We start from the raw sequence: 25,627 nt of genomic DNA, 5'->3' as shown, positions 1-25,627 counted from the left end.
TCTACTGCTAAAGCCGCCCCACCTCTACTGCTAAAGCCGCCCCACCTCTACTGCTAAAATAGAAGCTACTAACTTCGACTTTAGCAGTAACTGAGGGGATGGTCGCCGTGGCGAGCCGGATCAGGCTGGAGGACCGGGAGTGCCCGCTGTCCACGACGGTGGAACACGTCGGCGAGTGGTGGACGCTGCTGATCCTCCACGACGCCTTCGACGGCTACACCCGCTTCGACCAGTTCCAGGAGAGCCTGGGCATCTCCTCCAGCATGCTCACCACCCGGCTCAAGACCCTGGTCGCGGACGGTCTACTGGAGCGCCGGCCATACCGGACCAGCCCCGTCCGGCACGAGTACGTACTCACCGAACTCGGGCGCTCGCTGCGCCCGGTGATCGTCGCCCTGGCCGCGTGGGGCAATGCCCGCCTCACGGCGGCGGAGCGCAGCATGATCCTCGTCGACGCGCACAGCGGCGAGGAGGTCGAGCCCGTCGTCGTCGACGCCAAAACCGGCCGCCGACTCGACGACAGCACCGCCTACGTCTTCGCCGCCGGCCCCGCAGCCAGCGACGCGATGCGCAGCCGCTACGCGGCACGGCCGGCCATTCCCGCGGAAGAGGCGTAAGCCCGCCCGGAAGAGCCTCGTACAGCCTTTAGCAGGGCCGCGTGCACGGACTGCACCTGACCGCCTCGAAGCGCCGGTTTGTCGCCGGCGTGATACCTGCCAACCCAACAACGCCCACTAAACGCGACCTCACCAGACAATCACCCGCCGGAGCCGGCTCGGGCGCGCGGAAGCCGTCGGCGTACTGCGTTTTTCCTGTTCGCGGGTTTCTAATCCGGGAATTGCGGCGTCGTCCGGTCCGGCCGCCGGTCTTGCGGTTCCCCGCCGGGGCGCTACGGGGCCGGGGCCAGCCCGGAGGCCAGACCGGTGAGGAGGATGTCGAGGCTGCGTTCGAGTTCGGCTGCCCCGTCGTAGGTGACCATGGCCGTCGCGAGACTCCGCAGGAGGGGGAATTCGGCGATTGGCAGCCGGTGCAGGCCGAGGCGGAGCAGGTCGTCGGTTTCGTCGGCGTTCTCGACGAGTTCCTGGAGCTCGTTGAGGATGTGGCCGTGGAGCAGACCGAACAGTGCGCGATAGACGTGCAGGGCGTCCGGGCCGCTGAAGCCGGCCCGGGTCAGCAGCGCGAGGATGGCTTCCAGCGGGCGCAGGGTGCCGAGCGGACGCAGCGCGAGCGGGGTGGCGAGCGGGCGAGTGACCAGGAGCGGCACGACGTGCGGGTGTGCCAGGGCGAGGCGGCGGTAGTCGCGGGCGACGGTGCGCAGCTGGGCGGCCCAGTCGGGATCGGTGGGGTCCACAGCGAGTTCGGCCAGGACGGTCTCGGCGACGCCGTCGAGCAGAGCGGCCTTGTTCGGCGCGTAGCGGTAGAGGCTCATCGGGTCGTGGCCGAGCGCGCGGGCCAGCCGCCGCATGGACATTCTGTCGACGCCTTCGTTGTCGATGATCTCCAGTGCGCAGGCCAGCATCCGCTCTCGGCTGAGCCTTCCGCCCGTGGACGGGGCGCCGTCCGCGCTGGCGGAATCGACCGGGGGGGCGACCATGTCCGCACCTTCTCTCGCTCGGCGTGATGGCAGGTGACTAAAAGTTCGTAGACCTACGGTGTAGACGCCAGTCTAATCCAGGAGTTCACTGTAGACATACGACGTAGATCCCCTGGAGCACGTCATGATCATTCTTCTCGGACTCATCATCCTGGTCGCCGCGGCCGTTGTCGCGGTGGCGGGAATTCTCGGAAACACCGGCAGCGGACACGGGCTCACCGACACGTTCACGGTGTTCGGGCACCACATGACCGGCTCCACCGGCACACTGTTCCTCTACGGCATCGTCGTCGGGGCCGTGGGCATGCTGGGGCTCGGCCTCCTGCTGGTCGGCGCGCGCCGCGCGGCCAATACGCGCCGTGGACTGCGGCACTCCCGCAAGGAAACGGCGACCGCCAGCAGGCGCCGCGACGAGTTGGTCGAGCAACGCGACAGCGCCCGTGCGGAGGCGACCGCGATGGCGAAGGACCGGGACAATGTCGCCCAGGAACGCAACACGCTCGCCGAGCAGCGCGACGACCTCATGAGCCGGCAGCTCCACACGAACGAGCAGACGGCCGGCACACGCCTCACCCCGATGCCGCAGGGCACCGCCACACCGGCGGCCCGGATGCCGCAGAGCGATGCCGAACCGGCGGCCCCGATGCCGCCGGACGACGTCGAACCCGAGTCCGACAACGGGCACCGCAGACCCCACCTGCTCCTCGGGCGCGGCTCCGGCCGCCAGTAGGCCGCCGCAGCTGCCCCGTCGTCCGCAGCCACGAAAGGAAACCAGTCATGGGTATCGGCAAGAAGACCGCCCACAAGGCCGAAGCGGTCAAGGGCGGCATGAAGAAGACCGTCGGACGTGCCACCGGCGACCGCAGCCTCGAAGCAGAGGGCAGCGGCGACCAGGCCAAGGGCAACCTCAAGCAGGCCGGCGCCAAGGTCAAGGACGCGTTCAAGCACTGACCCCTTCCGGACCCGCCCGCCGGGTCCGTCCGGTCCCGGGCGCCGTCCGGCTCGAAACCGTGGGCGCCCGGGCCGGACGAGCAGATCAAGGACGCGCCCGAGTACGACTCCAACGTCCACCAGGGAGATTCCGGCGAGCGCGAGGGCCTCGCGACCTACTACGGCTCCCCCGGGCACTGAGCCCGCCGGGCCCGCCCAACCCGGCCGGCAGGTGACCCTGTGGACCCGGCTCCGGAAACCGGTCCGGTCCCCACGACCGTCGGCCGGCGCAACCCCGGACCCGCTCGTGCCGGGCTCGGGCCGGCCTTTCAGGACGTCGACCTGCCAGTCGGCATCGGCCAGGATGTTGGCGGCCACCAGCGCGTTGGGTCTGCTCCGATGACAATGGCGTCGGACACGGTCTGGTTGTGGCTCTCCAACCTTGCCAACCTGCTCGGCCCTGGAGTTCGACGCCGAACTCTCCCGCGCACGCGCCATCGAGGGCGGCCTGCCGAAGGACGAGGAGCCGTACATCCGGCTCCCGAGACACCCTGGCCCGAGGACGAACGGCCCTGACCGGAGCGCCGGGCGCGTCCGGCACTCGCCGGGCGTGCGTGCGGCACCGTCCGGGCCGCTCCTCCCGACGACCGGCGCAGCCCTCCGACCGGGCCCGGAGCGCGCGGCTCGTCGTTGCACCGTCCGGCTCAACACGGGCCGCGCCCGGACGGCCGTGCGGGCAGCGTTGTCCTCATGGGAACCTTCATCGCGCGCATGAGCGCCGCCACCCGGTCCGGCCACGGCGACGCGCCCGGGGCCCGGGCCCTGCGGACGCTCGACGCCGTGGGCGGAGCGGCGGAGCTCGACACGGTCACCGCGCCGTTGAAGCGCGTCGTCCAGGCACTGCCGCTGGGGCGGCTGCGCGGGGTGCTGCACGGCCGGCCCCTTGGGCACCCGCTGCACCCGGCCCTCGTCCAGCTGCCGGTCGGCGCGTGGATGTCCTCAACCGTCCTCGACTTCGTGCCCGGCTCGGAGCGCGCGGCACGCCTTCTCGTCGCTGTCGGTGTCATCACCGCGGCTCCGGCAGCGTTGACCGGGTGGGTCGACTGGGCCGAACAACCCAACCAGCAGATGCGTACCGGCCTGCTGCACGCCGGGGCGATGGCCGCCGCGGCGTGCCTGTTCGGTGCGTCGTGGGCGGCCCGCTCGCGCGGCCGCCACCGGATGGGGCGCGCGCTCGGCCTGGTAGGGCTCACGGCGGCCGGCAGCGGAGCGGCGGTGGGCGGCCATCTCGCCTACCGCCAGGCGACCGGTGCGAACAAGGCGGAGCCCGTCCCGCATCTGGTGGAGCCGGGCTGGCACACGCTTGGGCGCACGGAGGAGTTCGCCGAGGGCCGGCCGGCACGTCGGGCGGTGGGCGAGGTGCCGGTGCTCGTGGTGCGGGAATCCGCTGACGTGTTCCACGTGCTGGCCGACCGCTGCAGCCACGCCTCCGGTCCCCTCTCGGAAGGCCACGTTGCCGACGGCTGCGTGACCTGCCCCTGGCACGGGAGCGTCTTCCGCCTGTCCGACGGTTGGAACGTCGCCGGCCCGGCGACCGCCCCGCAGCCGTGTTTCGCCACCCGCACGGACCGCGAGGGCAACCTCCAGGCCCGCCTGCCCGATGCCGGCTAGCGGCTGCACGCCTCCCGGCTGCGGCAACAGTCGCCAGTACGCGCGTGGAGCGACCGCGTTCAACGTCAGGTTGCCGGATACACCGTGTCTAGAAGTACTAGAAGTAGTGGCGCCGACCGCCGACCTCGTGGCCGACCGCGCCCAGGATCCAGAGGATCAGGCCGATAACGACCAGAACGATGCCGATGGTCCACAGGATGGGAATGCTGGTGAGGAATCCGATGACCAGGAGGATTACTCCGAGGATGATCACGATGACCTCCACTGTCTGTCCCCCCTCAATGCTGCCCACCGGTGCCGCGGGGGCGACAGCTCACACACGCGTCTCCGAGTCGGGCGCTTCCGACCTCGGTCCGAGCGTCGCCCTTCGCGTCTGACGGCTGCCTCTTGCCGGCGCAGGCCCCCGAACTCGCGCCCCGGCATCGATCGAGGCTGAGAACTGCCACTCCACCGCCGTACGGCGCTCGTCGTCGGCTTCACCGGGTGGACGCGGAACGGTGGTGACCGGCGCCTTGCGGGGCGAGGACGTTCACGCTGACCTCGTGATGCCAGCCGTTCAGCAGACGGGCCTGTTCGTTGGCCCGATGTGTGAGGCGGTCCAGGTCGTCCGGGTCCAGGCGGGCGTCCTGGTCGGCGATGGCACGCAGCGCCCGCCACAGCGCGGCCTTGCCCTCGACGCCGACGCGCATCGTCTCCAGCTCGATCAGATCGCTCAACGGGGAGCGGCGCACCAGCGTGCCGTTCGGCTTGAGGCGCCCGAGCCGTTCGCCGGCCACGCCCAGCCAGGTGCGGTAGTGCCGGACCGGTACGCCCAGCCGGTTCATGATCCGCACGAGGTCGTCCCGGTCCTGCTCCACATCCAGGGCCAGCTGGCGCAGCGCGGAGGCGCGCGCAAGGTGGGGGTGGGTGCCGGCCATACGGCGGGCGAGCGCGCTTCCGCCGAAGGCGCCCGTGAGATGGTCGTTCAAGTAGACGTTCAGCGGATCCGTCCGCAGCCGCGCAGCCATCGCCTGTCCTCCGAAGACCTGAGCCTGCTGAGGGCAGCCCCGCAGGGAGCTGTCCCTGTCCATCGTTGCGCACACGGCCGACGGACGCCCGCCCACCGGGGCCGCCGCCGGGGAGACAGCCCGCAGACCCAGCCGTCTGCTCTCCTGCTCCTGACCCGCTCTTCCGGGCGCCTCCCGGGCGAGACGTGCCTGCACGTCTGGGTACTTCAGCACGCGTGCAGGCACGTCGACGGATGTCAGTTCTGCGCCGAGAACCGCTCCCAGATGCGGTGGGTGCCGAGCAGGTCCACGAGCCGGGGGATGGCGTCGGCGTCTTCCGTGACGGTGATCACGCCGGGTGCCTGTGGGTCGACTCCCCTCTGACCACGGCCGCGGCCGCTCGACACAATCGGTTGACCTGCAACAAGCGGTGAGTCATGCTGCGCAGGTTCCCCCTTCCTCGAAGATCACTTCCCTCGCCGCTGGTCAGAGCGCTGCCCTTGGCGACTTCGATGCGGTCCTGCAGCCGGGAGAGCCGACCGGAAGGCTTACGGGGATGCCGCCTCAAGGGCGGTGGCGTCCTGTGGCCCACCGCGGGCGCCCCCCGCGTTCGCATGTGCGTCCTCAGCGAAGGTTCATCACCTCGCCACGGGATACCTCTTGCCTGGCCAAGATCAACTGCGCGTTCACGGCCCGCCTCGGGAATCCCGTGCGGATCTCTCCTGACCTTGATGTGTTCGGGCACCGCGGTCGGGGAAGTTCCTGGCGGGGCTGCGTCACGCGGAGCAGGAGCGGTGCAGCTTGCCGAGAAGGGGAGACAACGATGACGGATCGTCCGGAGTCGGAGCCCGCGACCAGCCCGGTGAATCTCGCACCGCTCGACGAGGCGCTCGCGCTGATCCGCGAGGCCGGGATCGAGGAGGCGCTGGGCGCAGTGGCCCCCGCCCTCGCTCCCGGGGAGCGCGCCGATCTCGCCCGGCACTGCGAACTCGCCCATGCGGCCGTACTGCTGAGTGCTCCGTCGGAACCGGTGCTGCGCGCGGCAGTGCGTTCGCGTGGGCTGGAGGTGGGCTCCTCCCGTCCGAGTACGGTGGTGCGGCAGCGCCTGGCCGACCGCTACGGACTGGCTCCGCGGGAACTGGAGGTCAGCATACTGAGCGCCCCGGTGCCGGGACCCGGTGGCCGGCCGCGGGAGGTCGAGGTCTTCGCCCTGGTCGCGCCGGACGGGTCGCCCGCCCGGCGGGTGGCCGAGCGGGAGGCGGTCGAGCGCGGCGAGGAGCACCTGGCGCTGCGGGTGGTCCGGCCGGACCGCGTTGTCCCGGACGGTCTACGAGTGCTGCTGACCGGCGCGGGAGGGATGCGGCCGGACGGGGGTGGCTACAACGCACACGAGGACGGCACGGTGCTCTACTTCCGGGCCGGCTCCGGAGGCGGACCGGCGCTGCGCCGCCGCCTGGAGCTGTATGCACGCGGCGCGCACCCGCAGGTGCTGGCGGCCCACCTGGAGGAGCCCGCTGTCGAACCGGAGCGCCGGCTCCTGGAGCTGATGACGGGCGCCTGGACCAGCCAGTCGATCGCCGTGGCCGCCCGGCCCGGTCTGGCCGACCTGTTGCCCGCGCCTGCCGAACCGGCATCGTCGGTCGGGGAGTTGGCGGAGCGGGCGGGCGCCGATCCGGACGGGCTCGGACGGCTGCTGCGTCACCTGTCGGCCCTCGGGATCGCCGCCCGCGACGATGGCGGCTATCGCCTGGGGCCGTTGGGCGCGTCGCTGCGCAGCGACGTCCCGCACAGCCTGCGGCCGCTGGCGCTGCTGTACGGCGGCCCGTTCCACGACTCCTTCGCCGACCTGGATCACGCCGTGCGGACGGGCCGCGAGGCCTTCGCGCACCGTTTCGGACGCGGGCACTTCGAGCACTTCTCCGCCGATCCCGAGCTGTCCGTCCTGTTCGACCGGGCGATGGCGGCCGGCGCCGCGATGTTCGCACCGGTGGCCGAGGCGGTGGCGGCCTCGCGGGCCCGGGTGGTGGTGGACGTGGCGGGCGGCGACGGTGAGCTGCTGCGCGGTGTGCTGACCCGTGCCCCGGCGACGCGGGGGGTGCTGCTGGAACGGGAGGCGGTCGCCCGGGCCGCCCGCGCCCGGATGGCTGCCGCCGGCCTCGCCGACCGCTGCGAGGTGGTGTCCGGCGACTTCACCCGGACCGTGCCGGGCGGTGGGGACGTGTACGTGCTCTCGCGGGTCCTGCACGACTGGGACGACGGCTTCTGCGCCGACCTGCTGGAGCGTTGCGCGCGGGCCATTCCCGCACACGCCGAACTCCTCGTGGTGGAAAGGCTCCTGCCGGAGGACGAGAGGCCTTCGCTCGCCGTTCCCTGGGACCTGCACATGCTGTGCGACGTCGGCGGCCGCGAGCGGGCCCTCGGCCACTACGAGCAACCGCCGGCCACGGCGGGCCCGCGGGTGACGGAGGTCCGTCCCCTGCCGCTGGACGGCCACCTGCTGCGCGCCAGTTGGCCCGAACCGGGCGGCGCCCCGGCCGAACGTGAGGTGCGGGCATGAGCGTCACCACGGCCGACTACCTGGTCGCCCCCGGGCCGGACGCGGCCTACCGGCACACCCTGCCCGGGCTGCTGGACCGCCGGGCCGCCGCCCTCGGTGCGGCGGTCGCCGCCACCGACGGGCGGCGCAGCCACAGCTGGGCCGACTGGCGGGCCGAGGCCGGCGCCCTGGCAGCCGGCCTCCAGGACCTCGGCATCGGCCCCGGCGACGTGGTGGCCGTCCAACTGCCCAACTGCTGGGAGTACCTGGTCACCCACGCGGCCGTCGCCGAACTCGGTGCCGTCCTGCTACCGCTGCACCTCGCGCTCGGTGCGCGGGAGTCGGCCGCCCTGCTCGACCGGGCGCGGGCCGCACTCCTCGTGGCTCCGACCGGCCAGGAGAGCGCCGGGGTCCGCCGGCTCGCCGTTGGACCGGGCGCCGGTTCCGCGCCGCACTTCGCGCAGCTGGTGGAACGGTTCAGCGGGCGCGGTCCCGAGCCTGTGGAGGTCACCCCGGACCTTCCGCTCGTCCTCATGCCGTCCTCCGGCACCACCTCGCGGCGGCCCAAGATCTGCCTGCACAGCCACGCCGGACTGCTTTCCAACGCCGAGGCGGTCGCCCGGGACGGTCAGGCGCAGGCCGCCGACGTGCTGGTCAGCGCCAGCGCGTTCACGCACCTGTTCGGCCTGCTCTCCGTTCACCTGGCCTTGGTCACCGGCGCCCGGCAGGTGCTGCTGGAGCGTTGGGACGCGGACGCGTTCGCTGCGCTGGCGCGGGAGAGCGGGGCGAGCGTGCTGTTCGCCGTGCCCGCGCAACTGCGTGACCTGGTCCGGCAGGTCGAGCCCGGCGACCTGACCCTGCGGGAGGTGCGCACCGGCGGCGCGGCCGTGCCCGGCGAACTGGTCGCCCAGGTGGGCGAGGTGCTGAGCGCGCGGACGGTCGTCCAGTGGGGGATGTCCGAACTGGGCGCCGGTGCCTTCACCAGGCCGGACGATCCGCCCGAGACGGTGGCCGCCATCGGCCGTCCCGTCTCCGGGTCGCACGCCAGGGTCGTCGCCGAGGACGGCACACTGTGCCCCGACGACGTGACCGGCGAACTCCAGTTCCGCGGACCGCATCTGTTCCGCGGCTACCTGGACGATCCACAGGCGACCGCGGCGGCGTTCACCCCGGACGGCTGGCTCCGCACCGGGGACCGCGCCCTGCGCCGGGCCGACGGCAACCTCGTCCACCGAGGCCGGAACGCCGAACTCATCAATGTCGGCGGCCTGAAGTTCACCGCCTCCGAGGTCGAGACCGAACTCGCCGCCCTGCCGCAACCACGGACGCTGGCCGTCGCCGCGCGCACGGACGCCCGGCTCGGCGAATACCCGGTGCTGCTGGTGGCCCTCCGGGACGGGACGGCGCTGGACCTGGCCCAGGTGCACGACCTGCTGGCCGAGCGCGGCGTGGCCCGCTACAAGTGGCCCCTGGACCTGTTCGCAGTCGACGCGATCCCGCTGACCCCGACCGGAAAGGTGGCCCGCGCGAGGCTCGCTGACCTGCTGGCCGACCTGGCGGCCCCCGGGTCGGCCGCCCCAGGCGGCCCGGCGTCGTTCGAGGCCGTGCTGGCGCTGATCGAGGCGGAGCTGGCCGGCCTCACCGGCGCCCCTCCCACTCCCGGGGCCCGGTTCCGTGAGCTGGGGCTGGACTCGGCCGGGGCCGTGCGCCTGGCTGTCCGCCTGTCCGGACGGCTCGGGCGGCCGGTGGCGAGCACCGCGGCCTACGACCACCCCTCGCCGCGTGAACTGGCCCGCTTCCTCACGGCCACACCCTCGCCCGCCCCGGCAGCCGACCGGCTCCGGGAGCACGATGACGATCCCGTGGTGATCACCGGCATCGGCTGCCGCTTCCCCGGCGCGGTGGACTCCCCGGAGACACTGTGGCGGCTGCTCACCGAGGGCCGCGACACGGTGACCGGCCTTCCCCGTGACCGGGGCTGGGACGTCGACCGGCTGTACCATCCCGAGCCGGGGCGCCCCGGGCGCACGTACGCCCGCGGCGGGAGCTTCCTGTCCGACGCCGCCGGCTTCGACGCGGCCTTCTTCGGCATCTCGCCCCGGGAGGCCCTGCGGATGGATCCGCAGCAGCGCCTGCTGCTGGAGACTGGCTGGGAGGCGCTGGAGCGCTCGGGCATCGACCCCACCACCCTGCAAGGCACCGCCGGAGGCGTCTACCTCGGGGTGATGCCCGGTGACTACGCGCCGCGCGTGGGCGAGGCCCCCGGACTGTACGACGGGCAGCTGCTCATCGGGACCGCGCCGAGCGTCGCCTCCGGCCGGCTGGCCTACCAGCTCGGCCTGACCGGGCCCGCCCTGACCCTCGACACCGCCTGCTCGTCCTCCCTGGTGGCGATGCACCTGGCCGTGCGAGCCCTGCGCGAGGGCGAGGTCGACCTGGCCCTGGCGGGTGGTGCCACCGTGATGGGAACGCCCGCCCCCTTCGTGGACTTCGCCCGGCAGCGGGCGCTGGCCCCCGACGGCCGCTGCAAGCCGTTCACCGCGGAGGCGGACGGCACGGGCTGGGGCGAGGGCGCCGCGGTGATCGTCCTGGAGCGGCTGTCCGACGCCCGCGCCAAGGGCCACCCGGTGCTCGCCGTGGTGGCGGGCAGCGCCGTCAACCAGGACGGGGCCAGCAACGGCCTGACCGCACCCAGCGGTCCCGCCCAGGAACGGGTGATCCGCCAGGCCCTCGCGGACGCCGACCTGACACCCGAACAGATCGACGCCATCGAGGCACACGGCAGCGGAACCCCGCTGGGCGACCGGATCGAAGCCGGGGCGCTGACCGCCGTCTTCACGCGCGCCGATCGCCCGGTGTGGCTCGGCTCGGTCAAGTCCCACCTCGGCCACACCCAGGCCGCGGCCGGCATGGCCGGGGTGGTCACGACGGTACTGGCGCTGCGGCACGGCACGCTGCCTGCCACCCGCCACGTCACCGGGCCGGACCTGCCCCCAGGCCTCGCGGACGGCGCGCTCAAACTGCTGCACCGGGCGCGGCCCTGGCCCTCGACCGACCGGCCGCGTCGCGCCGGCGTCTCGGCGTTCGGCATCAGCGGCACCAACGCCCACGTGATCCTCGCCGAACCGCCGCCGGAGCCGCCCGCACCGGCGCGGCCACGGCCGGAGCTCCGTGCGGACACCCCAGTGCCCTGGCTGCTCTCCGCGCACGACCCACAGGCGCTTCGCGAGGTGGCCGGGCGGCTGGCGGCGACCGTACGGGCGGCGCCGCAGCAGGTACCGGCAGCGGTCGGGCGGGCCCTGCTCGGGACCCGCCCGGCGCTGCGGCAGCGGGCGGTCGTCGTCGGTACCCGCCAGGAGACGCTGCTGACCGGGCTGGACGCGGTGGCGGCGGGCGCGTGGTCGCCGGACACCGTCCTCGGACGGGCCGACGAGCCGGGCCGCACGGTGTTCGTCTTCCCCGGGCAGGGATCCCAGTGGCCGGGTATGGCCGGCGACCTGGCCGCGGCCTTCCCGGCGTTCGCCCGATCGCTGGTCGCCTGCGAGAGCGCGCTCAGCCCGCACGTCGACTGGTCCCTGACGGCACTGCTGCGCGATGAGGCCGACTCGCCCCCGCTGGAACGCGCCGATGTCGCCCAACCCGCGCTGTTCGCGGTCATGGTGTCCCTGGCGGCGCTGTGGCGGTCGTTCGACATCCACCCGGACGCCGTGGCCGGCCACAGCCAGGGCGAGATCGCTGCCGCGCATGTGTGCGGAGCCCTCTCCCTGGAGGACGCGGCCCGCCTGGTCGCCGTCCGCGCCCGCGAGGTCCGGCGGCTGGCGCCCGGCGCGATGGCAGCCGTGGCGCTGCCGGAGGACGGACTGGCCGCCGAGTTGGCGGGCCGCCGCGCGATCACGGTGGCGGCCCGCAACTCGCCTCGCTCCGCAGTCGTCGCGGGGGAGACCGCGGCCGTCGAACGGCTGGTCGCCGATCTCACCGCCGAGGGCGTACCGGCCCGACTGCTGCCCGTCGGCTACGCCTCGCACTCCGCCCACGTGGCACCGCTCGCCGCCACGTTGACCACCGCGCTGGCCGGGGTCCGCGCCGCCCCCGCCACCGTGCCGTTCTACTCGACCGTCGAACCCGGCCACCTGGACACCGTCCGCCTGGACCCCGGGTACTGGTACCGCAACCTGCGCGAACCGGTGCGCTTCGCCGACACCGTCCGCACCCTCCTGGACGGCGGCCACCGGCGCTTCATCGAGATCAGCCCCCACCCCGTGCTCACCCAGGCCGTGGCGGAGACCGCCGACGCGGCCGCCCTGCCCGCCACCGTCATCCCCACCCTGGTCCGCGGGGAGCCCGGCCCGCACCGCTTCCTGCTCTCGGCGGCCGAGGTCCACACGGCCGGCGGTCCGGTCGACTGGCGGCCCGTTCTGCATGACGCACCGCCGGAGCGGGTGGAGCTGCCGACCTACCCGTTCCAGCGCCGGCGCTTCTGGCTCACCACCACCCGCACCGCCGATCCCGCCGCACCCGTCGAAGATGACGAGCCCAGTACCGGCGGCCCCGACCTGCTGACCCGTGTGGTGGCGCACACCGCGGCCGTCCTCGGCCGGTCCTCGGACGCCGAAGTGCCGACCGACGCGACCTTCAGCGAGCTCGGCGCCGGCTCCCTGGCGGCCTTGGAGCTGCGGACCCGCCTTGCCCGGGAGCTCGGCCTCGCCCTGCGGGCAACAGTCGTCCTCGACCACCCGACCCCGCGACGGCTCGCCGACCACCTGTCACAACAGTTCCGACAGCAGCCCGCCACCCCTGATGTCGCCAGGCCCCCGGAGCGGTCCGTTCCCGACGACGACCCCGAACTCCCGGACGGCCTGGACGCGCTGTACCGCGAAGCCTGCCGCACGGGCAACGGCGCGGCGGCGCGCGACCTCCTCCAGGCCGCCGCGGCGCTCCGCCGGACCTTCGCCCGCGAGGCTGCCGGCGCGCAGGCGCCCCGGACGATCCCGCTGCCCGGCGGGACCTCACACCCCGCCGCGGGCCTTCCCCTCCTGCTCTGCGTCCCCTCCGTGCTCCCCACCGGCGGCCCCCACGAGTACACCGAACTCGCCCGGCACTACCGCGGCCGAACCACCGTCCTGCCACTGCCCGGCTTCGCCGCAACCGAGGCCCTGCCCGCCGACCTGACGGCACTCACCACCAGCCACGTCGAAAGCCTGCGCCGGCACGCACCGCAGTCGCCGATACTGCTCTGCGGACATTCCTCCGGCGGTCTGCTGGCCCACGCCCTGGCCCAGCATCTGGAACGGCTGGGCCACCCGGCGCACGGCCTGGTCCTGCTCGACACCCCGTGGCCCGACGCCGCCTTCCACGCCACCACCCTCCCGCCCGTCCTCGCCCGCCTGGCCCAACGCCCCGACCCGCTGGCCACCGAGCCGATCGGCACCCGCCGACTCAGCGCCGCCGGCGGCTACCTCCGCCTGCTGGAGCACCTCGTTCCCGGCCCCCTGTGCTCCCCGACGCTGCTGGTTCGGGCAGCCGAACCACTGTCCAGCGTCGGTCCGTTGGCCCGCTGGAACCTGCCGCACACCACCGCGGACGTCCCGGGCGACCACCTCACCGTCATGACCGAGCACGCGCCCGCCCTGGCCCGGGTCATCGAATCCTGGATCGCCGACCGGTGCGGCGGACCACCCCACCCCGAGGAGCCACACCCGTGACCGGACGCCCCCACCACCAGGTGACCGAGGCGCTGCTGCGCGTGCGCGACGCGGACCGGACGGCCTCTCCCTACCCCGCGCTGCGCCGGCTCACCGCCGAACTCGGCGCCGGCCAGCCCATGATCACCGATCAGCCGCGGCTGCGGAACCTGCTCGAACTCACCGCCGCCGCCGACCCCCGGCTCTTCCACGTCATGTTCCTCCACCACTGCATGACGCTGGGCCCGGCACTCGACTACGGTGCCCACCCGGCCGACCTCGACGCACTCGCCACCGGCAGCTTCGTCGGCGCCGCCCTGATGACCGAACTCGGACGGGGGAACAGCAGTGCCGCCATCCGCACCGAAGCGGTCCTCGACCGCGCCGGCGGCGAGTTCGTCCTGCACTCACCAGAGCCCGGCGCGGCCAAGTACCCGCCCAACGTGGGTGAACCCGGCGTGCCACGGCTCGCCGTCGTGAGCGCCCGGCTGCGGGTCGACGGCACTGACCGTGGTGTCTTCCTCTTCCTGGTCGAGCTCCGCGACGCGCACGCCACCGCGCCGGGTGTCACCATCCGCCGGCATCCCCCGACCGCCCTGCTGCCGCTGGACTACGCCACCGTCCGCTTCGACCGGGTCCGGATCCCCGGCCACCGCTGGCTCGCCGACGGCGCCGCCCTCACTCCCGACGGCGGCTTCCACGACCCGGCCGGCGGTGCCGGGGAGCGCACCCGGCGCAGCCTGGGCATGAGCCGCTTCGCGTGGGGCGCCGTCACCGTCGGCCTGGCCGCCGCCGCCCGTGCCGCCGTCTCCATCGCACTGCCGCACGCGCTGCGCCGCATCACCGCCGACCGTAACGGCGGCGAGCGGACCGCCCTGGATCACCGGGACCAGCAGCGTCTGCTGTTCGGTGCGGCGGCCGACGCCTACACCGCCACCGTCCTCGCCCGCCAGGTGACCGCCGCCTGCTGGGACATCCCCGCAGGCGGCGGGCGCGGCCGCGGACCATCTCCCGAGGTGATGAGCACCCTGGCGCTCACCAAGGCGGCCGTCGACCTGCTCGCCGACCGGGCGGTGGCACGGTGCCGCTCGGCGACCGGAGCACTCGGTTTCTTCTCCGAGAACCGACTCGTCGACTACCAGGCACTCACCGCGGCCTTCCACTCCGCCGGCGGGGACAACCGGCTGATCATGCTGGACGCCGCCCGCTCCCTCGCGGCACAACCCGCGCCACCCGCGGGCCTCGCGCACCTCCGGGACGAGGACGGCCTCGGCGCCCTCTTCCGCACGCACGAGCGCACGTTGCACGAAGACCTGACGGAACGACTCGCCAGAGCCGCCGCCGACGGAGCCGACCCGGCCGACGCCTGGGACGACCAGTCAGCCCTGGCGGGAGCCCTGGCCCGCGCCCACGTCACCCGCACCGCTGCCGAGACCGCGCTGCCCCGGCAGGCCGACGACCCCGTGGCAGCCGACCTCCTGCGCGCTGCCCGCCTGGACCGGGTGGTTTCGGACCCCGCCGGATACCTCATGTCCGGACTGGCGACTGCGGATCAGGTCACCAGCTGGTCCGTGGCCCTGGACGGAATCCACGACAGGCTTCGCCCGCTGGCCGCGCGTGTGGTGGACCTGATGGCCGTCCCGCCCGCACTCCTCGACAGCCCCCTCGCTCGCCCGGACTACATCGCGGCACTCAGCGGGGAGTGAGCCGACACCCCACCTCCGGGGGCGTCCATTCGGCGGTCGTCCCGTCCCGGGCTCCGGTGCCGTTCCACCAGTAGATCTGCACGGGTGTGCCGTCGCTGTCGCTGCCCTGCACGTGCAGCCGACAGGCGTGGGAGACCCGGTTCCCGCAGAGCTTCCTGTCCTTCCTCATCGCACGGCACCTGTTGACCATCCACAGAGAGTGTGACCAATGCGGCGCCGACAGGGAAGGGCCGCCGGGTGGTGGACCGGGCCGGGACCAAGAACGTTGAGATCGCCCACACCCCGTCCACCTCCTCCTGGCTGAACGCCGCCGACGCCGCTACGCGAGGTCGTCGACAGTGCGAGCGCCTACCGGGCGTTCCTTCGCAACGCCTTCCGCACGGCCGTCGCCAGGCCGCCCACCGCACCTCGCAGCCGGGGGCGGGGGGCTGCGGGCTCGCGCCGGGGAGCCCCCGCCGCGGTGAAGTCGTAGGCGGTCTCGGCGTGCTCGGTCTGGTCGATGCCGTCCACCTCGACCTCCTCGGCGACCCGGAAGCCGACGGTCCGCTCGATCGTCCGGCCGAGTAGCCAGGACACCGCGAAGGAGTAGCAGGCGACCACGACCACTCCGACCGCCTGTTTGCCGAGTTGTCCGATCCCGCCGCCGTAGAACAGGCCCCGGGCGCTCTGGGCGACGTGTCCGGTGGCGAGGAAGCCGATCAGCATCGAGCCGACCGCCCCGCCGACCGCGTGCACGCCGACCACGTCGAGCGAGTCGTCGAAGCCCAGCCGGTACTTGAGGCTGACCGCCGCAGCGCAGACCGCGCCCGCGACCAGCCCGATCACAACGGCGCCGAGGACCGAGACCGACCCGCAGGCCGGGGTGATCGCGACCAGGCCGGCGACCGCGCCGGAGACCGCGCCGAGCGAGGTGAACACACCGTTCCTCGCCCGCACGTAGGCCAGCCAGCCGAGCATCGCGGCGGCGGCGGCGATCTGGGTGTTCAGGAACGCCGTGCCGGCGATGCCGTTCGCGGCCAACGCCGAGCCCGCGTTGAAGCCGAACCAGCCGAACCAGAGCAGTCCGGAGCCGAGCATCACCAGCGGCAGACTGTGCGGGCGCATCGGGCTCTTCCGAAAGCCGACCCGCTTGTCCAACACCAGGCAGAGCGCCAGGCCCGCGACCCCGGCATTGACGTGCACCGCGGTGCCGCCGGCGAAGTCGATCACGCCTACCCGGTCGACCAGCCAGCCGCCGCGCCCGTTGTCGGTGCTGAACACCCAGTGCGCGACGGGGAAGTAGACCACCGTGGCCCAGAGCGCCACGAACAGCGTCCACGCGGTGAACCTGGCCCGGTCGGCGATCGCGCCGCTCACCAGCGCCGGGGTGATCACCGCGAACATCAGCTGGAACGCGGCGAACACGGTGACCGGGACCGAGCCGTGCAGGTCGTCCCGCCCGATACCGCGCATCCCCAAGTGGTCGAGGTTGCCGATCAGGCCGTGGAAGGCGTCGGGCCCGAAGCTGAGCGAGTAGCCGTAGAGCACCCACAGCACGCTGACGATCGCCAGGACGACGAAGCACATCAACAGCATGTTCAGCGTGCTCTTGACCCTGGCCATCCCGCCGTAGAAGAACGCCAGCCCCGGGGTCATCAGCATCACCAGAGCCGCGCTGACCAGGACGAAAGCGGTGTCGCCCGCGCTGAAACCGGCCGGCATCACGGGCCGGCTCAGCTGAGCCGGTCGCCGGTGCTCCGGTATATCGCCGTCTTCCCGGACTCCAACGTGCCGCGCGCCGCGCGGACCGAGTCGCGCAACAGCTCCAGTCGGCGGGGGCCGGGAGCGGCACCCAGGGCGGTGAGCACGCCGAGCGCGGTGTCCGTCGCATGGCGCGCGGTCCGCAGGATCGCCGTGCGCTCCTGGTCGTCGTCCTCACCGAGGCTGTGCAGCGCGGCCGCCGCCTCCGCCAGATGGGTGGTGACGCCATGGACCGTGGGCGGGTGAGGATACTGCCGGGCGGCCTGCCCATGCGGCCACAGGTGGCCGTGCACCCGCAGCCGTCGGCCACGGCGTGCGCGAGGAGGGTACGGCTGCGTGCTCATGGCGAAACTCCTCGGATGTTCCCGTGCGTGCGGCCCCCTGTCCCACCGGAATGCTAAGGCGCCTCCCCGTCCGACGCCCGCCGGAAGCGCCCATGGCGGTCGGTGTACGGCGCGCCGCCGAGCAACCCCAGTGGGTAACCTTGGAGCTACGGAGAGATTGCGGAAAGGTAAATCAACTTGGGGTGATCCTGATGCCTCCCGTCCCGACCTCGTCCCCTTCGCTGACCACGACACCGACGGCCACTCCCACGTCGGGTCCCTTGCGCCTGTTCGTCCGCCAACCGCTGACCCGTTCCGGCCCGGGCGACCGGAACGTGGTGCAGGCCGTGGTGGACCTGGCCGCCGATCCCGGGGTGGCAAGCGGCCTGGTGGCCCTCCTGCCCTATCCCGCCGCCCAGCACGCGGGCACGTTCAAGGAGGCCTTCACCGAGGAGACCGGCCTGGAGTTCACGCCCGCGGATTTCCGGGCCTGGCGCTTGGGTCTGCTCGACAGCGCACACGCGATGCTGGTCGTGCGCACCGAGCTGAGCGAGTCGGGCGCGTACGAGGTGGCGTACAACGTCCACGCCGGGCCCCGGCTGCCCATCTTCTTCGCCGTCCACGCATCCTGCCCGATCAGGACGACCCTGCTGCAGGACCTCAGCCCACTCGTGGACACCCGGTACTGCTCCTTCACCCACGCTGCGGAGCTGACCGGGCCATTGCACTCGTTCCTGGTGGCCGCCCGCCGAAGGGGATGGCCGGCATGAGCGCCCTCACCCCTCGCCCCGCACCCAGCGGCCGCCCTCACGTGGCGGCGGAGCGGGGCGCACGGCGCCACCTGGGGTGTGCGGCGCGGATGCTCCAGGTGCCTGATGCGGCCTGGCCCCAGGAGCAGGACGCGGCCTGGGCCACCCTGCGAGAAGCCGTCGGCACGGCCCTGTCAGCGCTGGCCGCCGCCCGGGTGCCACCCGGTCCGTATCGGCTGGGCCTGCTGCGCGAGACCGTCGGCGGCGCGCGGGCGACGGGGCTGTCGGCCCACATGGCCGTGTACCAGCAGCAGGCCGCGACCGCCCGGCCGCGACCCTGCGGAACCGCGCTCCGCCGCCAACCGGCAGGGCCCCGCGTCGATCGTCGCACCGACGCCCCACCGCCTCCCGAACCGGGAGCACGGAGCATCGGGACGGCAATCGGTTCCGGTCACTCCGTACTTCCCGGAACCCATTGGCCCGCGCTCCCTCGGCCGTCGAGCGCCGGGCGGCGGACTGCTCGGCTTCGACAAGGAGATCCACCGCGACCGCGTGCGGGAACGAGGCTTCGCCCACCCCGAGCGGCTTCGCACAAGCACGACCGGGCTCGGCGAGTTCGCTGACGACCACCGGGCCGCCCCCTGAACGGACGGGAGGTGTCCGACCGCCGCGCAGCCGGGCACCTCCGGCTCCTGCCGCTGACCGCCCTCACACGATCTCGGCCCCGGACGGCCACCGGCCCGAATGCCCCTCCGGAGGCGCGGCATCCACCCGCCGTCACGGCCTCGGAGCCGCCTCCAAGCCGCCCGCCGGACCGCTCGTACCCGCAGAAGTCGCCGGTACCCGACTCGTCACAGCGCCACCCAAGCTCTTCGTGATCCTGCGGGGCTCGCCGTGACCTACCGCGTGTGCCGCCGGGAGAGAGCCGCTCGACCGGTGCCTACGCTTCGAGGGACTTGGCGGCGTCGCGGATGACGTCGAGGACGAAGTCCGGGTGCGAGAGCATGGGCACGTGGCTGCTGTCGACGGCGTAGGTCTTGGCGCCCATGCGCTCGGCGGCGGCCCGCTCCAGGTCCGGGTTCACCGTCCGGTCGTTGTTCGCGACGATGTACCAACTCGGCTTGGTGCGCCAGGCGGTGCCGGGTACCTGCTGGTCGAACAGGTCGGGGACCGGCACGGCGCCCACGGCCCGGACGAGCTGCTGCTCGGCCGGCGGCAGATCGCCGCAGAAATCGTCGGTGCCCGACTCCTTGAGCCAGATCCGGCCGTGGGAGATGTCGATGTGATCGAACACGGGCGTACGGGGGAACTTGTTCTGCTGCTCCTGCGAGGTCTCGTCCTCGTCCGGGCCGAGCGCGGCGATGTAGACCAGTGCGCCGACGCGATCGTGAACGCCGGCCTTGGTGATCAGGGTCCCGCCGTAGGAGTGACCGACGAGCACGACCGGGCCGGGCACGTGGTCGATGGAGCGGGTGACGCACGCGACGTCGCTTTCGAGCGAGTCGAGGCCGTGCTGCGAGCTGGAGACCGCATGCCCCTCGGCCTGGAGCACGGGGATGAGCTTGTTGAAGCACGAGCCGTCGGCCCAGAGCCCGTGAGCGAAGACGATGCCGGCCTTGCTGGCCATGGGTTCCTCATTTCGTCGTCATCGAGCCATGATGATCCGGCTACACCGGGTCGCCATGCTATGACTCGTCGCAGTCGGCCGCGACTGCTGCTCCTTCCACCTCCGTCTGCGGGTTCGGACTGCCATGGTCGTCATGGAACTGGGGCCGACGCCGTCCACCCCGACCACCGGCGTCACCGCCGACGACCACGCGGCCCCCGCATCGAGGAGAACGCGCGGGCGGTGTCGAAGCCCCGCCGGATTCACGCCCGGCCCGCGGCTGTCGGTAGCCGACCGTGAACACCACGGCCCTTCCTGATGCGGGGCCGCCAGGGTTCCGGTCTGATATGGACATACCGGGTCAGGGCACCCGCGCACGCACGCGCAGAGAGGCCGCAACCGTGACCACCTCGATTCCCGTCATCCTCGTTCACGGACGCCGACCGCACAGCAGCCTGGCAGGCACCGCGTTCAGCGGTCCGACACGACCGACCGCGGAGACCTTGCGATGACCCCTTCCACACCGTCGCGAGGGGCAGTGCCGGGTGCCGACCCGGGTCTGGCCGGCCGGACCGTCGTCGTCACCGGGGCCGGGCGCGGCATCGGGCTCGCGATCACCGAGGCGTTCCTTTCAGCGGGATGCCACGTCGTCGCGGGATCACGGGCACGCACCGGGGCCCTCGACGCGCACGTGAAGCAGGGCGCGGACCTCACCGTCGTGGAAGTCGATCTCGCGACACCGGGCGGTCCGGCCGAGCTGATCACCAAGGCCGCCGGGCTCCATGGCGGCATCGACGTGCTGGTGAACAATGTCGGAGCGGTGCGCCCGAGGGTGGATGGCTTCCTGAGCGTGACGGACGAGGAGTGGGACTGGGCCCTGAACGTCAACCTCCTGACCGCCGTCCGCGCCACCCGAGCCGCCCTGCCGCACCTGCTGGCCTCCGGCGCGGGACGCATCGTCACCGTCTCCTCGGTCAACGCCCGGCTGCCGGACCCGCTGGTCATCGACTACGGAGCCGCCAAGGCCGCGTTGACCAACTTCTGCAAAGCCCTGTCCAAGGAGGTGGGGCCACGAGGCGTACGGGTGAACACGATCGGCCCCGGCCCGGTGGAGACCGCGCTGTGGCAGGGCGCCGACGGCGTCGCCGCCACGGTCGGACGGTCCCGTGGTGTCGGCCCCGACGACGTGGCCCGGGCCGCCGCGGCCCAGTCCGCGACCGGCCGCTTCACCCGCCCGGCGGAGGTCGCGGACCTCGTCCTGTTCCTCGCCGGTCCCGGTGCCGCGAACATCACGGGCGCCGACTTCGTCATCGACGGCGGGCTCGTGGACTCCCTGTGAGGCGGGAGGTCAGGGTTCCCGGTCGGGCATGATCGTCACCTGGTGCCTCGCCGGCTCCGCCGTGAGGCCATGAGGCCCTCCGGGGCCAGGGGCGGCGCCGCCTTCCCGGGCTCCGGATCGATGCCGTGTCGAGCCAGAAGCCCTCGCGTCCGCCGAGCATGATGAAGGCGGGCAATCCGCCTGGCAGGTCACCGGTGCCGGTGGAACCGCGCCGGTTGCCTCGTGGGACGAAGCGGAGGTCCCCGGGCCCCGCCTTGATGATCACGTCGCCATTGACGAAGCCGCAGTCGCCGGAGAGCACGTGGAACGCCTCCTCCTCGCGGCCGTGGGCGTGCGGGATCGCACCGCCGCCGGGCACGGCACAGCTCCGCCGCAAGCGCCACTGCCAAGCGGCCCGAACGCAGTTGCGGACCGCGTACGACCTCCACGGCAAGGGCCGGCGGAGTCGGCCTACAACCGCAGGCCGGCGGTGCTCCTGATGAAGTGGTCGAACCCCAGCGGGGGGCGCCCGAGCAGCTCGGCGACGTCGTTCGTGGCCCGGTCGTACCGGTTCTCGCCGTGCAGGCGCGCCATCGTGGCGATGTGCTCGAAGACGTGGGGCGGCAGGTCCTGCGTCTTCAGGTCGCGCTCCAGCCACTCCTCGTACGGCACGTCGACGTAGGTGACGGCATCGCCCAGGGCGGCGGAGAACTCGGCCGCGACGGCCGTCATGTCACGCGAGCGCGCCCCGGTCAGTTCGTAGACGCGGCGGGACGGCGGCGCCGGATCGAGCAGCAGCCGTGCGACGACCTCCGCCACGTCGGCCGCGGCGACCGGTGAGGTCCGGGCGGAGCCGAACGGCAGGCGGATCGTGCGGTCCCGCCGGATCGAGGCGACGGCGATCCGCGCGAACAACGGATTCTCCATGAACACCGTGGGCCGGACGTGCACCACCGGCGCACCCGACCAGTCGAGGACGTGCTCCGCCAGCCAGTGCAGCCGCTGCTGCCGGGACTCGGCGGCGCTGGTGAGGTCCATCTGCGAGACCGTCATCTGCGAGATGCTCACCAGCAGGTCGAGGCCCTCACCCTCCCGCGCGGCCGCGGCGACCGTCGTCGCGGCCTCCAGGTACGCGGGCGACACGCCCATCCCGAAGTAGGCCCGACGGCAGCCCGCCAGGGCCTTCAGCACGTCGGCGCCGCGGGTGAGGTCTCCGACCACCACCTCGACGCCGTCCACGGCCCGCAGCGCCGAGGCCCGTTCGTCGTCGTGGTGCACAAACGCCCGCACGGGCACACCCCCGGCACGCAACCGGTCCAGGACCGCTCGTCCGACTCCCCCGACGCGCCCGCCGACACCGGTGACAAGGACGGGTTGGACCTGCACCACGACCACCTCCTGCCCTCCGGGCCGGACAGCCACTCCGCTCGGCCCGTTCGGGACAACCCTACGGACCACGAATCGTCCACGCAGCCGCCTTCGGCCGGCACCGCCCGCTCGGCGGGGGGTGATCCATCACTGCGCACGGTTTCTCCCTGGGCTCCTTCGTGGCCCAGGAGATCGCGCTGATCCGACCCTCACTGGTCCGGCGTCTCGTGCTCGCCTCGGCCGCACCTCAGGGGCGCCCGGCATGCACGGCTGGGCGCCCTGGGTCATCGATGCCGTCGGCACCCCCGAGATCGATCCCGCGAAGGTGCTCGACGTCTTCTACACCCGCTCGCCCGAGAGCCGGTCCGCAGGCGAGAAGGCCTTGGGGCGGATGTTCTCCCGGGCAGGTCGACGCCGAAGCCGTCGGGCCGCCCGTCCGGATCCCGACCGGCCGACTCGCACGGAGAGGCCGCCACGAGCAGCAGTCGGACCGCCTCAGCGCAGGCGTTCCGGCCCGGGCTGTGCATGACTGGAGGGGGCAACAGCAGCCAGGCGGACATCGAGGTGGCCCGGATGGGATTCATCGGCACGGTGGGACTGGTCCTCCACCCCGAGCGCACCTGCGCGCCCACCGTGGAGGCCGTGATCGAGTGGAGCCGGGCCCGGGGCACCAAGGTGCTGGGGCTGACGGCGGAGGTGACGCGGATCGGCTGCGAGGCCGTTCCGGTCGAGGCCGAGGAGATGGCCGCGAGCGCCGACCTGCTGATCAGCCTCGGCGGGGACGGCACCATGCTGCGCGCCATGCGGCTCGCGACCGGCGGCCACGCGCCGGTCCTCGGCGTCAACGTCGGACGCCTGGGGTTCCTCGCCGAGGTCGACATCCCGGAACTCCCCGGCGCGCTGGACGCGATCGACGCCCAACGCTTCACCGTGGAGGCCCGCTCCGGCGTCCACGCCCGCTTCGGGGCCGCGCAGGAGACGGCCCTCAACGACGTGGTGCTCCTGCGCAGCCCCGGGCACAGGTCCGCGGCGGTCGCCGTGCGGGTCCAGGGCGAGCCGTTCGTGGCCTACACCGCCGACGCGGTCGTCGTGGCCACCCCGACGGGCTCCACCGCCTACAGCTTCTCCGCCGGCGGCCCGATCGTCTCCCCCAACGCGGAGGGCCTGCTGATCACGCCCGTGGCACCGCACGCCGCGTTCAACCGCTCCGTGTTCCTCTCCAGCGGCGAGCGACTCGAACTGAAGGTCCTCCCGCACAGCGGCGACCTCGCCGTCGAGGCCGACGGCCTCCTGGTCGGCCACGTCGCACCGGGCGACACCGTCGAGGTGACCATGCTCCCTGCCGCCGCCCGCGTCGTACGGCTCGGCCACACCACCTTCTACCAGCGGGCCCAGCGCAAACTCCGACTCAGCGGCTCGGCGGAACACGGCTGACTCCCCGGTCCGGTGAGGAAACGCGCGCCCGGCCTCAGTGGGCTACGCACCAGCAGACCAGGCCTCGATCCGGTCGACCGGACAGGGAGCCCTCGCCTCCGGCACGTCCAGAAGGGGCCGCGACGGCGTCCCGCACCGGGGACCGGGGCCGGGACGCGGGCGGGAAAGGGCAGGGAGGGAGCGGGACGGAGGGGGACGCCCCGGCCGCTCTCCCCCGGCCGGTCCGGGGCGTCCCAGGGACGGAGAGGCCCTGGAGGGACGGGTGCCGCGGCGCTGAGCATGGGCCGTGTCCGAGTCACGGACCGCAGCCTCGGGGGGAGTTTCCCGCGGGGGCGGCCCGTGACCGCTTCCGAGAAGGGGGAACCTTCCATGATCAAGCACGTGTTCCGGCGCGGAGCCGTCACCCTCGGCGCCGCGGCCATCGCCGTCACCTCGCTTGCCGGCGTCGCCCAGGCCAGTACGAGCGCCGCGAACATCAAGCCCGGCCAGCACAGCCGGGCGGTCTCCTGCGTGCAGGCGGGGCTGAACAGGGCGGGGTACTCCCTCGCGGTCGACGGCCAGTACGGCAACGCGACCTACGCGGCACTGACCGACTTCCAGAGCCGCCACGGCCTCTCGGCGGACGGCATCGTCGGTAGGAGGACCGGCGACGTCCTCTACAACGGCTTTCTCCTGAACTCGGGCGACGTGGTCCTGAGCGAGCTCTGCTACGAGTACATCCCCACCAGCAGCTGACCCGCCGCCCGGACGCCCCACCCACCCGCCGGATCCCGGCGGCCCACCGCTGCCCTCGTGCCGACAGCAGGCGCGGGGGCAGCGGTGCTCCGCCGCGCCCCGGACCTCCCACTCCTCCTCCGAAGGACCAGGTAGCCCTCGACATGACCACCGACCCCACCCCCTCCCACCCCGGGCGCCGCTCGGTACTCGCCGGCGCCTTCGCTCTCGGCACCGGCGCGCTGCTCTCCACCGCGCTCCCCTCCGGGACGGCACGCGCCGCCACCGGCCCGGCGATCGCCTCCACGGCCGCCTGGGGCGCCCGGCCCGCGTCCGGCCCGCTCAACATCCTGCCCGGCGCGCCCGACAAGGTGATCGTGCACCACACCGCGACCGCCAACGTCACCGACTACTCGCAGGCCGCCGCGTTCTCGCTGGCCAGGTCGATGCAGACGTACCAGATGGACACCGAGGGCTGGATCGACACCGGCCAGCACTTCACCGTCAGCCGAGGCGCGTACATCACGGAAGGCCGACACAACAGCCTCTCCACGCTGACCGGCGGCACCCAGCACGTGGAGTCCGCCCACTGCACGGGGCAGAACACGGTGGCGATCGGCATCGAGAACGAGGGCACCTACAGCACCGTCGACCCGCGCAGCGAGCAGTACGCGGCGCTGGTCGCCCTCATCACCCACATCTGCCGCCAGTACGGACTGCGGGCCTACCAGATCTACGGGCACCGCGACTTCAACGCCACCGAGTGCCCCGGCGACCGCCTGTACGCGCTGATTCCGCAGCTGCGCCGCGACGTGGCCGCCCAGATCGGCGGGGACCCGACCGGCCCGGTGTGGCCGGTGCTGAGCAGCGGCGCCTCGGGCGAGCGGGTGAAGACCCTGCAGTACCTGCTGGTGCAGCGGGGCGCCTCCCTGACCGTGGACGGCTCGTTCGGTCCCGCCACCCGCAGCGCCGTCACGGCCTTCCAGAGCACGGTGCACGCCTCGGCGGACGGCGTGGCGGGCAACCAGACGTGGAGCCAGGCGGTCGCGCCGCTCGCGCGCGGGGCCTCGGGCAGCGCGGTGACCGCCGTGCAGAGCCAGCTGGTCGCGCACGGCGTCACGGTGGCGGTCGACGGCGCCTTCGGCCCCGGGACGCAGTCCGGGGTGGCGTCCTTCCAGAGCGCGGCGTCGCTGCCCGCCGACGGCGTGGTCGACGCCCGGACCTGGAGCCGGCTGCTCGCCTGACGCACGATGCCGTACGGCTCCGGCGCC

General features: G+C 73.1%; 21 protein-coding genes. 12 read left to right on the top strand and 9 right to left on the bottom strand.

Going from position 1 to position 25,627, the window contains the following annotated elements:
- The first annotated feature begins 98 nt into the window (after window positions 1-98).
- Window positions 99-617 carry a winged helix-turn-helix transcriptional regulator gene (locus ACFVVU_RS03145; RefSeq protein ID WP_380684093.1) on the top strand — a complete coding sequence of 173 codons (519 nt, stop codon included), beginning with the start codon at window positions 99-101 and terminating at the stop codon, window positions 615-617.
- 272 nt (window positions 618-889) lie between these two features.
- Here the strand turns inward: ACFVVU_RS03145 and ACFVVU_RS03140 are convergent, their stop codons facing one another.
- Window positions 890-1,594: a TetR/AcrR family transcriptional regulator gene (locus ACFVVU_RS03140; RefSeq protein WP_387788117.1), complete on the bottom strand. Its 705-nt coding sequence runs from the start codon at window positions 1,592-1,594 to the stop codon at window positions 890-892.
- A gap of 124 nt (window positions 1,595-1,718) precedes the next feature.
- Here ACFVVU_RS03140 and ACFVVU_RS03135 point away from each other — a divergent pair, with 124 nt between their 5' ends.
- The 3 genes from ACFVVU_RS03135 to ACFVVU_RS03125 all read left to right on the top strand — a co-directional run bounded on the left by ACFVVU_RS03135 (window position 1,719) and on the right by ACFVVU_RS03125 (window position 4,195).
- The gene (locus ACFVVU_RS03135) at window positions 1,719-2,324 is read left to right on the top strand and encodes a hypothetical protein (RefSeq protein WP_387788115.1); all 606 of its coding nucleotides are present in this window, start codon (window positions 1,719-1,721) and stop codon (window positions 2,322-2,324) included.
- Window positions 2,325-2,371: 47 nt separating this feature from the next.
- Entirely contained in the window at window positions 2,372-2,545 is a 174-nt protein-coding gene (locus ACFVVU_RS03130; RefSeq protein ID WP_380684089.1) for a CsbD family protein, read from the top strand.
- Window positions 2,546-3,274: 729 nt separating this feature from the next.
- Window positions 3,275-4,195: a Rieske 2Fe-2S domain-containing protein gene (locus ACFVVU_RS03125; protein WP_387788113.1), complete on the top strand. Its 921-nt coding sequence runs from the start codon at window positions 3,275-3,277 to the stop codon at window positions 4,193-4,195.
- 97 nt (window positions 4,196-4,292) lie between these two features.
- Here ACFVVU_RS03125 and ACFVVU_RS03120 read toward each other — a convergent pair whose 3' ends face one another.
- Both ACFVVU_RS03120 and ACFVVU_RS03115 read right to left on the bottom strand, forming a co-directional pair.
- On the bottom strand, window positions 4,293-4,448 hold the full coding sequence (locus ACFVVU_RS03120) for a DUF6131 family protein (RefSeq protein WP_380684087.1): 156 nt from the start codon (window positions 4,446-4,448) through the stop codon (window positions 4,293-4,295).
- A 223-nt stretch (window positions 4,449-4,671) separates the two neighbouring features.
- Entirely contained in the window at window positions 4,672-5,202 is a 531-nt protein-coding gene (locus ACFVVU_RS03115; protein ID WP_380684086.1) for a hypothetical protein, read from the bottom strand.
- An 802-nt stretch (window positions 5,203-6,004) separates the two neighbouring features.
- Between ACFVVU_RS03115 and ACFVVU_RS03110 the strand changes: the two genes are divergently transcribed.
- The 3 genes from ACFVVU_RS03110 to ACFVVU_RS03100 are packed head-to-tail and all read left to right on the top strand — an operon-like array spanning window position 6,005 to window position 15,104.
- Entirely contained in the window at window positions 6,005-7,738 is a 1,734-nt protein-coding gene (locus tag ACFVVU_RS03110) for a methyltransferase (RefSeq protein WP_387788110.1), read from the top strand.
- Entirely contained in the window at window positions 7,735-13,419 is a 5,685-nt protein-coding gene (locus ACFVVU_RS03105; protein ID WP_387788108.1) for a beta-ketoacyl synthase N-terminal-like domain-containing protein, read from the top strand. Before ACFVVU_RS03110 ends, ACFVVU_RS03105 begins: the two co-directional genes overlap by 4 nt.
- Window positions 13,416-15,104, top strand: coding sequence for an acyl-CoA dehydrogenase (locus ACFVVU_RS03100; protein WP_387788105.1), 1,689 nt, complete (start codon window positions 13,416-13,418; stop codon window positions 15,102-15,104). Before ACFVVU_RS03105 ends, ACFVVU_RS03100 begins: the two co-directional genes overlap by 4 nt.
- On the opposite strand, the gene ACFVVU_RS03095 is transcribed toward ACFVVU_RS03100, so the two are convergent.
- The 3 genes from ACFVVU_RS03095 to ACFVVU_RS03085 all read right to left on the bottom strand — a co-directional run bounded on the left by ACFVVU_RS03095 (window position 15,091) and on the right by ACFVVU_RS03085 (window position 17,188).
- Entirely contained in the window at window positions 15,091-15,273 is a 183-nt protein-coding gene (locus tag ACFVVU_RS03095; RefSeq protein ID WP_387788103.1) for a hypothetical protein, read from the bottom strand. The genes ACFVVU_RS03100 and ACFVVU_RS03095 overlap by 14 nt on opposite strands.
- Window positions 15,274-15,452: 179 nt before the next feature.
- A complete protein-coding gene (locus tag ACFVVU_RS03090; RefSeq protein WP_380684755.1) occupies window positions 15,453-16,805 on the bottom strand; it encodes an ammonium transporter in 1,353 nt (450 codons plus the stop codon).
- An 11-nt stretch (window positions 16,806-16,816) separates the two neighbouring features.
- On the bottom strand, window positions 16,817-17,188 hold the full coding sequence (locus ACFVVU_RS03085; protein ID WP_387788101.1) for a hypothetical protein: 372 nt from the start codon (window positions 17,186-17,188) through the stop codon (window positions 16,817-16,819).
- 260 nt (window positions 17,189-17,448) lie between these two features.
- Between ACFVVU_RS03085 and ACFVVU_RS03080 the strand changes: the two genes are divergently transcribed.
- A complete protein-coding gene (locus tag ACFVVU_RS03080) occupies window positions 17,449-17,937 on the top strand; it encodes a hypothetical protein (protein WP_380684757.1) in 489 nt (162 codons plus the stop codon).
- 919 nt (window positions 17,938-18,856) lie between these two features.
- Here ACFVVU_RS03080 and ACFVVU_RS03075 read toward each other — a convergent pair.
- Window positions 18,857-19,543: an alpha/beta fold hydrolase gene (locus ACFVVU_RS03075; RefSeq protein ID WP_380684758.1), complete on the bottom strand. Its 687-nt coding sequence runs from the start codon at window positions 19,541-19,543 to the stop codon at window positions 18,857-18,859.
- 487 nt (window positions 19,544-20,030) lie between these two features.
- Between ACFVVU_RS03075 and ACFVVU_RS03070 the strand changes: the two genes are divergently transcribed.
- A complete protein-coding gene (locus tag ACFVVU_RS03070; protein WP_387788098.1) occupies window positions 20,031-20,861 on the top strand; it encodes an SDR family NAD(P)-dependent oxidoreductase in 831 nt (276 codons plus the stop codon).
- Here ACFVVU_RS03070 and ACFVVU_RS03065 read toward each other — a convergent pair.
- Entirely contained in the window at window positions 20,830-21,219 is a 390-nt protein-coding gene (locus ACFVVU_RS03065) for a cupin domain-containing protein (protein WP_387788095.1), read from the bottom strand. The genes ACFVVU_RS03070 and ACFVVU_RS03065 overlap by 32 nt on opposite strands.
- Before the next feature lie 92 nt (window positions 21,220-21,311).
- Window positions 21,312-22,226, bottom strand: a complete 915-nt coding sequence (locus ACFVVU_RS03060; RefSeq protein WP_387788295.1) for an NAD(P)H-binding protein — start codon at window positions 22,224-22,226, stop codon at window positions 21,312-21,314.
- Window positions 22,227-22,733: 507 nt separating this feature from the next.
- Between ACFVVU_RS03060 and ACFVVU_RS03055 the strand changes: the two genes are divergently transcribed.
- The 3 genes from ACFVVU_RS03055 (at window position 22,734) to ACFVVU_RS03045 (ending at window position 25,600) form a co-directional block, all read left to right on the top strand.
- A complete protein-coding gene (locus ACFVVU_RS03055; protein ID WP_387788093.1) occupies window positions 22,734-23,642 on the top strand; it encodes an NAD(+)/NADH kinase in 909 nt (302 codons plus the stop codon).
- Window positions 23,643-24,011: 369 nt separating this feature from the next.
- Entirely contained in the window at window positions 24,012-24,377 is a 366-nt protein-coding gene (locus tag ACFVVU_RS03050; protein WP_380684763.1) for a peptidoglycan-binding protein, read from the top strand.
- A gap of 143 nt (window positions 24,378-24,520) precedes the next feature.
- A complete protein-coding gene (locus tag ACFVVU_RS03045; RefSeq protein ID WP_387788091.1) occupies window positions 24,521-25,600 on the top strand; it encodes an N-acetylmuramoyl-L-alanine amidase in 1,080 nt (359 codons plus the stop codon).
- Window positions 25,601-25,627 lie beyond the last annotated feature (27 nt).

Origin of the sequence: Kitasatospora sp. NPDC057965 (genome assembly GCF_042887135.1) — a bacterium.
Lineage (GTDB): Bacteria > Actinomycetota > Actinomycetes > Streptomycetales > Streptomycetaceae > Kitasatospora.
Note: the sequence above shows the minus strand (reverse complement) of the source record. Positions and strands in the feature narration are given on the sequence as shown.

Excerpts from the sequence above, each read along its gene's own strand:
- ACFVVU_RS03145 (WP_380684093.1), top strand. The coding sequence starts at position 99 with ATGGTCGCCGTGGCGAGCCGGATCAGGCTGGAGGACCGGGAGTGCCCG.
- ACFVVU_RS03140 (WP_387788117.1), bottom strand. The coding sequence starts at position 1,594 with ATGGTCGCCCCCCCGGTCGATTCCGCCAGCGCGGACGGCGCCCCGTCC.
- ACFVVU_RS03135 (WP_387788115.1), top strand. The coding sequence starts at position 1,719 with ATGATCATTCTTCTCGGACTCATCATCCTGGTCGCCGCGGCCGTTGTC.
- ACFVVU_RS03130 (WP_380684089.1), top strand. The coding sequence starts at position 2,372 with ATGGGTATCGGCAAGAAGACCGCCCACAAGGCCGAAGCGGTCAAGGGC.
- ACFVVU_RS03125 (WP_387788113.1), top strand. The coding sequence starts at position 3,275 with ATGGGAACCTTCATCGCGCGCATGAGCGCCGCCACCCGGTCCGGCCAC.
- ACFVVU_RS03115 (WP_380684086.1), bottom strand. The coding sequence starts at position 5,202 with ATGGCTGCGCGGCTGCGGACGGATCCGCTGAACGTCTACTTGAACGAC.
- ACFVVU_RS03110 (WP_387788110.1), top strand. The coding sequence starts at position 6,005 with ATGACGGATCGTCCGGAGTCGGAGCCCGCGACCAGCCCGGTGAATCTC.
- ACFVVU_RS03105 (WP_387788108.1), top strand. The coding sequence starts at position 7,735 with ATGAGCGTCACCACGGCCGACTACCTGGTCGCCCCCGGGCCGGACGCG.
- ACFVVU_RS03095 (WP_387788103.1), bottom strand. The coding sequence starts at position 15,273 with ATGAGGAAGGACAGGAAGCTCTGCGGGAACCGGGTCTCCCACGCCTGT.
- ACFVVU_RS03090 (WP_380684755.1), bottom strand. The coding sequence starts at position 16,805 with ATGCCGGCCGGTTTCAGCGCGGGCGACACCGCTTTCGTCCTGGTCAGC.
- ACFVVU_RS03085 (WP_387788101.1), bottom strand. The coding sequence starts at position 17,188 with ATGAGCACGCAGCCGTACCCTCCTCGCGCACGCCGTGGCCGACGGCTG.
- ACFVVU_RS03075 (WP_380684758.1), bottom strand. The coding sequence starts at position 19,543 with ATGGCCAGCAAGGCCGGCATCGTCTTCGCTCACGGGCTCTGGGCCGAC.
- ACFVVU_RS03070 (WP_387788098.1), top strand. The coding sequence starts at position 20,031 with ATGACCCCTTCCACACCGTCGCGAGGGGCAGTGCCGGGTGCCGACCCG.
- ACFVVU_RS03055 (WP_387788093.1), top strand. The coding sequence starts at position 22,734 with ATGACTGGAGGGGGCAACAGCAGCCAGGCGGACATCGAGGTGGCCCGG.
- ACFVVU_RS03050 (WP_380684763.1), top strand. The coding sequence starts at position 24,012 with ATGATCAAGCACGTGTTCCGGCGCGGAGCCGTCACCCTCGGCGCCGCG.
- ACFVVU_RS03045 (WP_387788091.1), top strand. The coding sequence starts at position 24,521 with ATGACCACCGACCCCACCCCCTCCCACCCCGGGCGCCGCTCGGTACTC.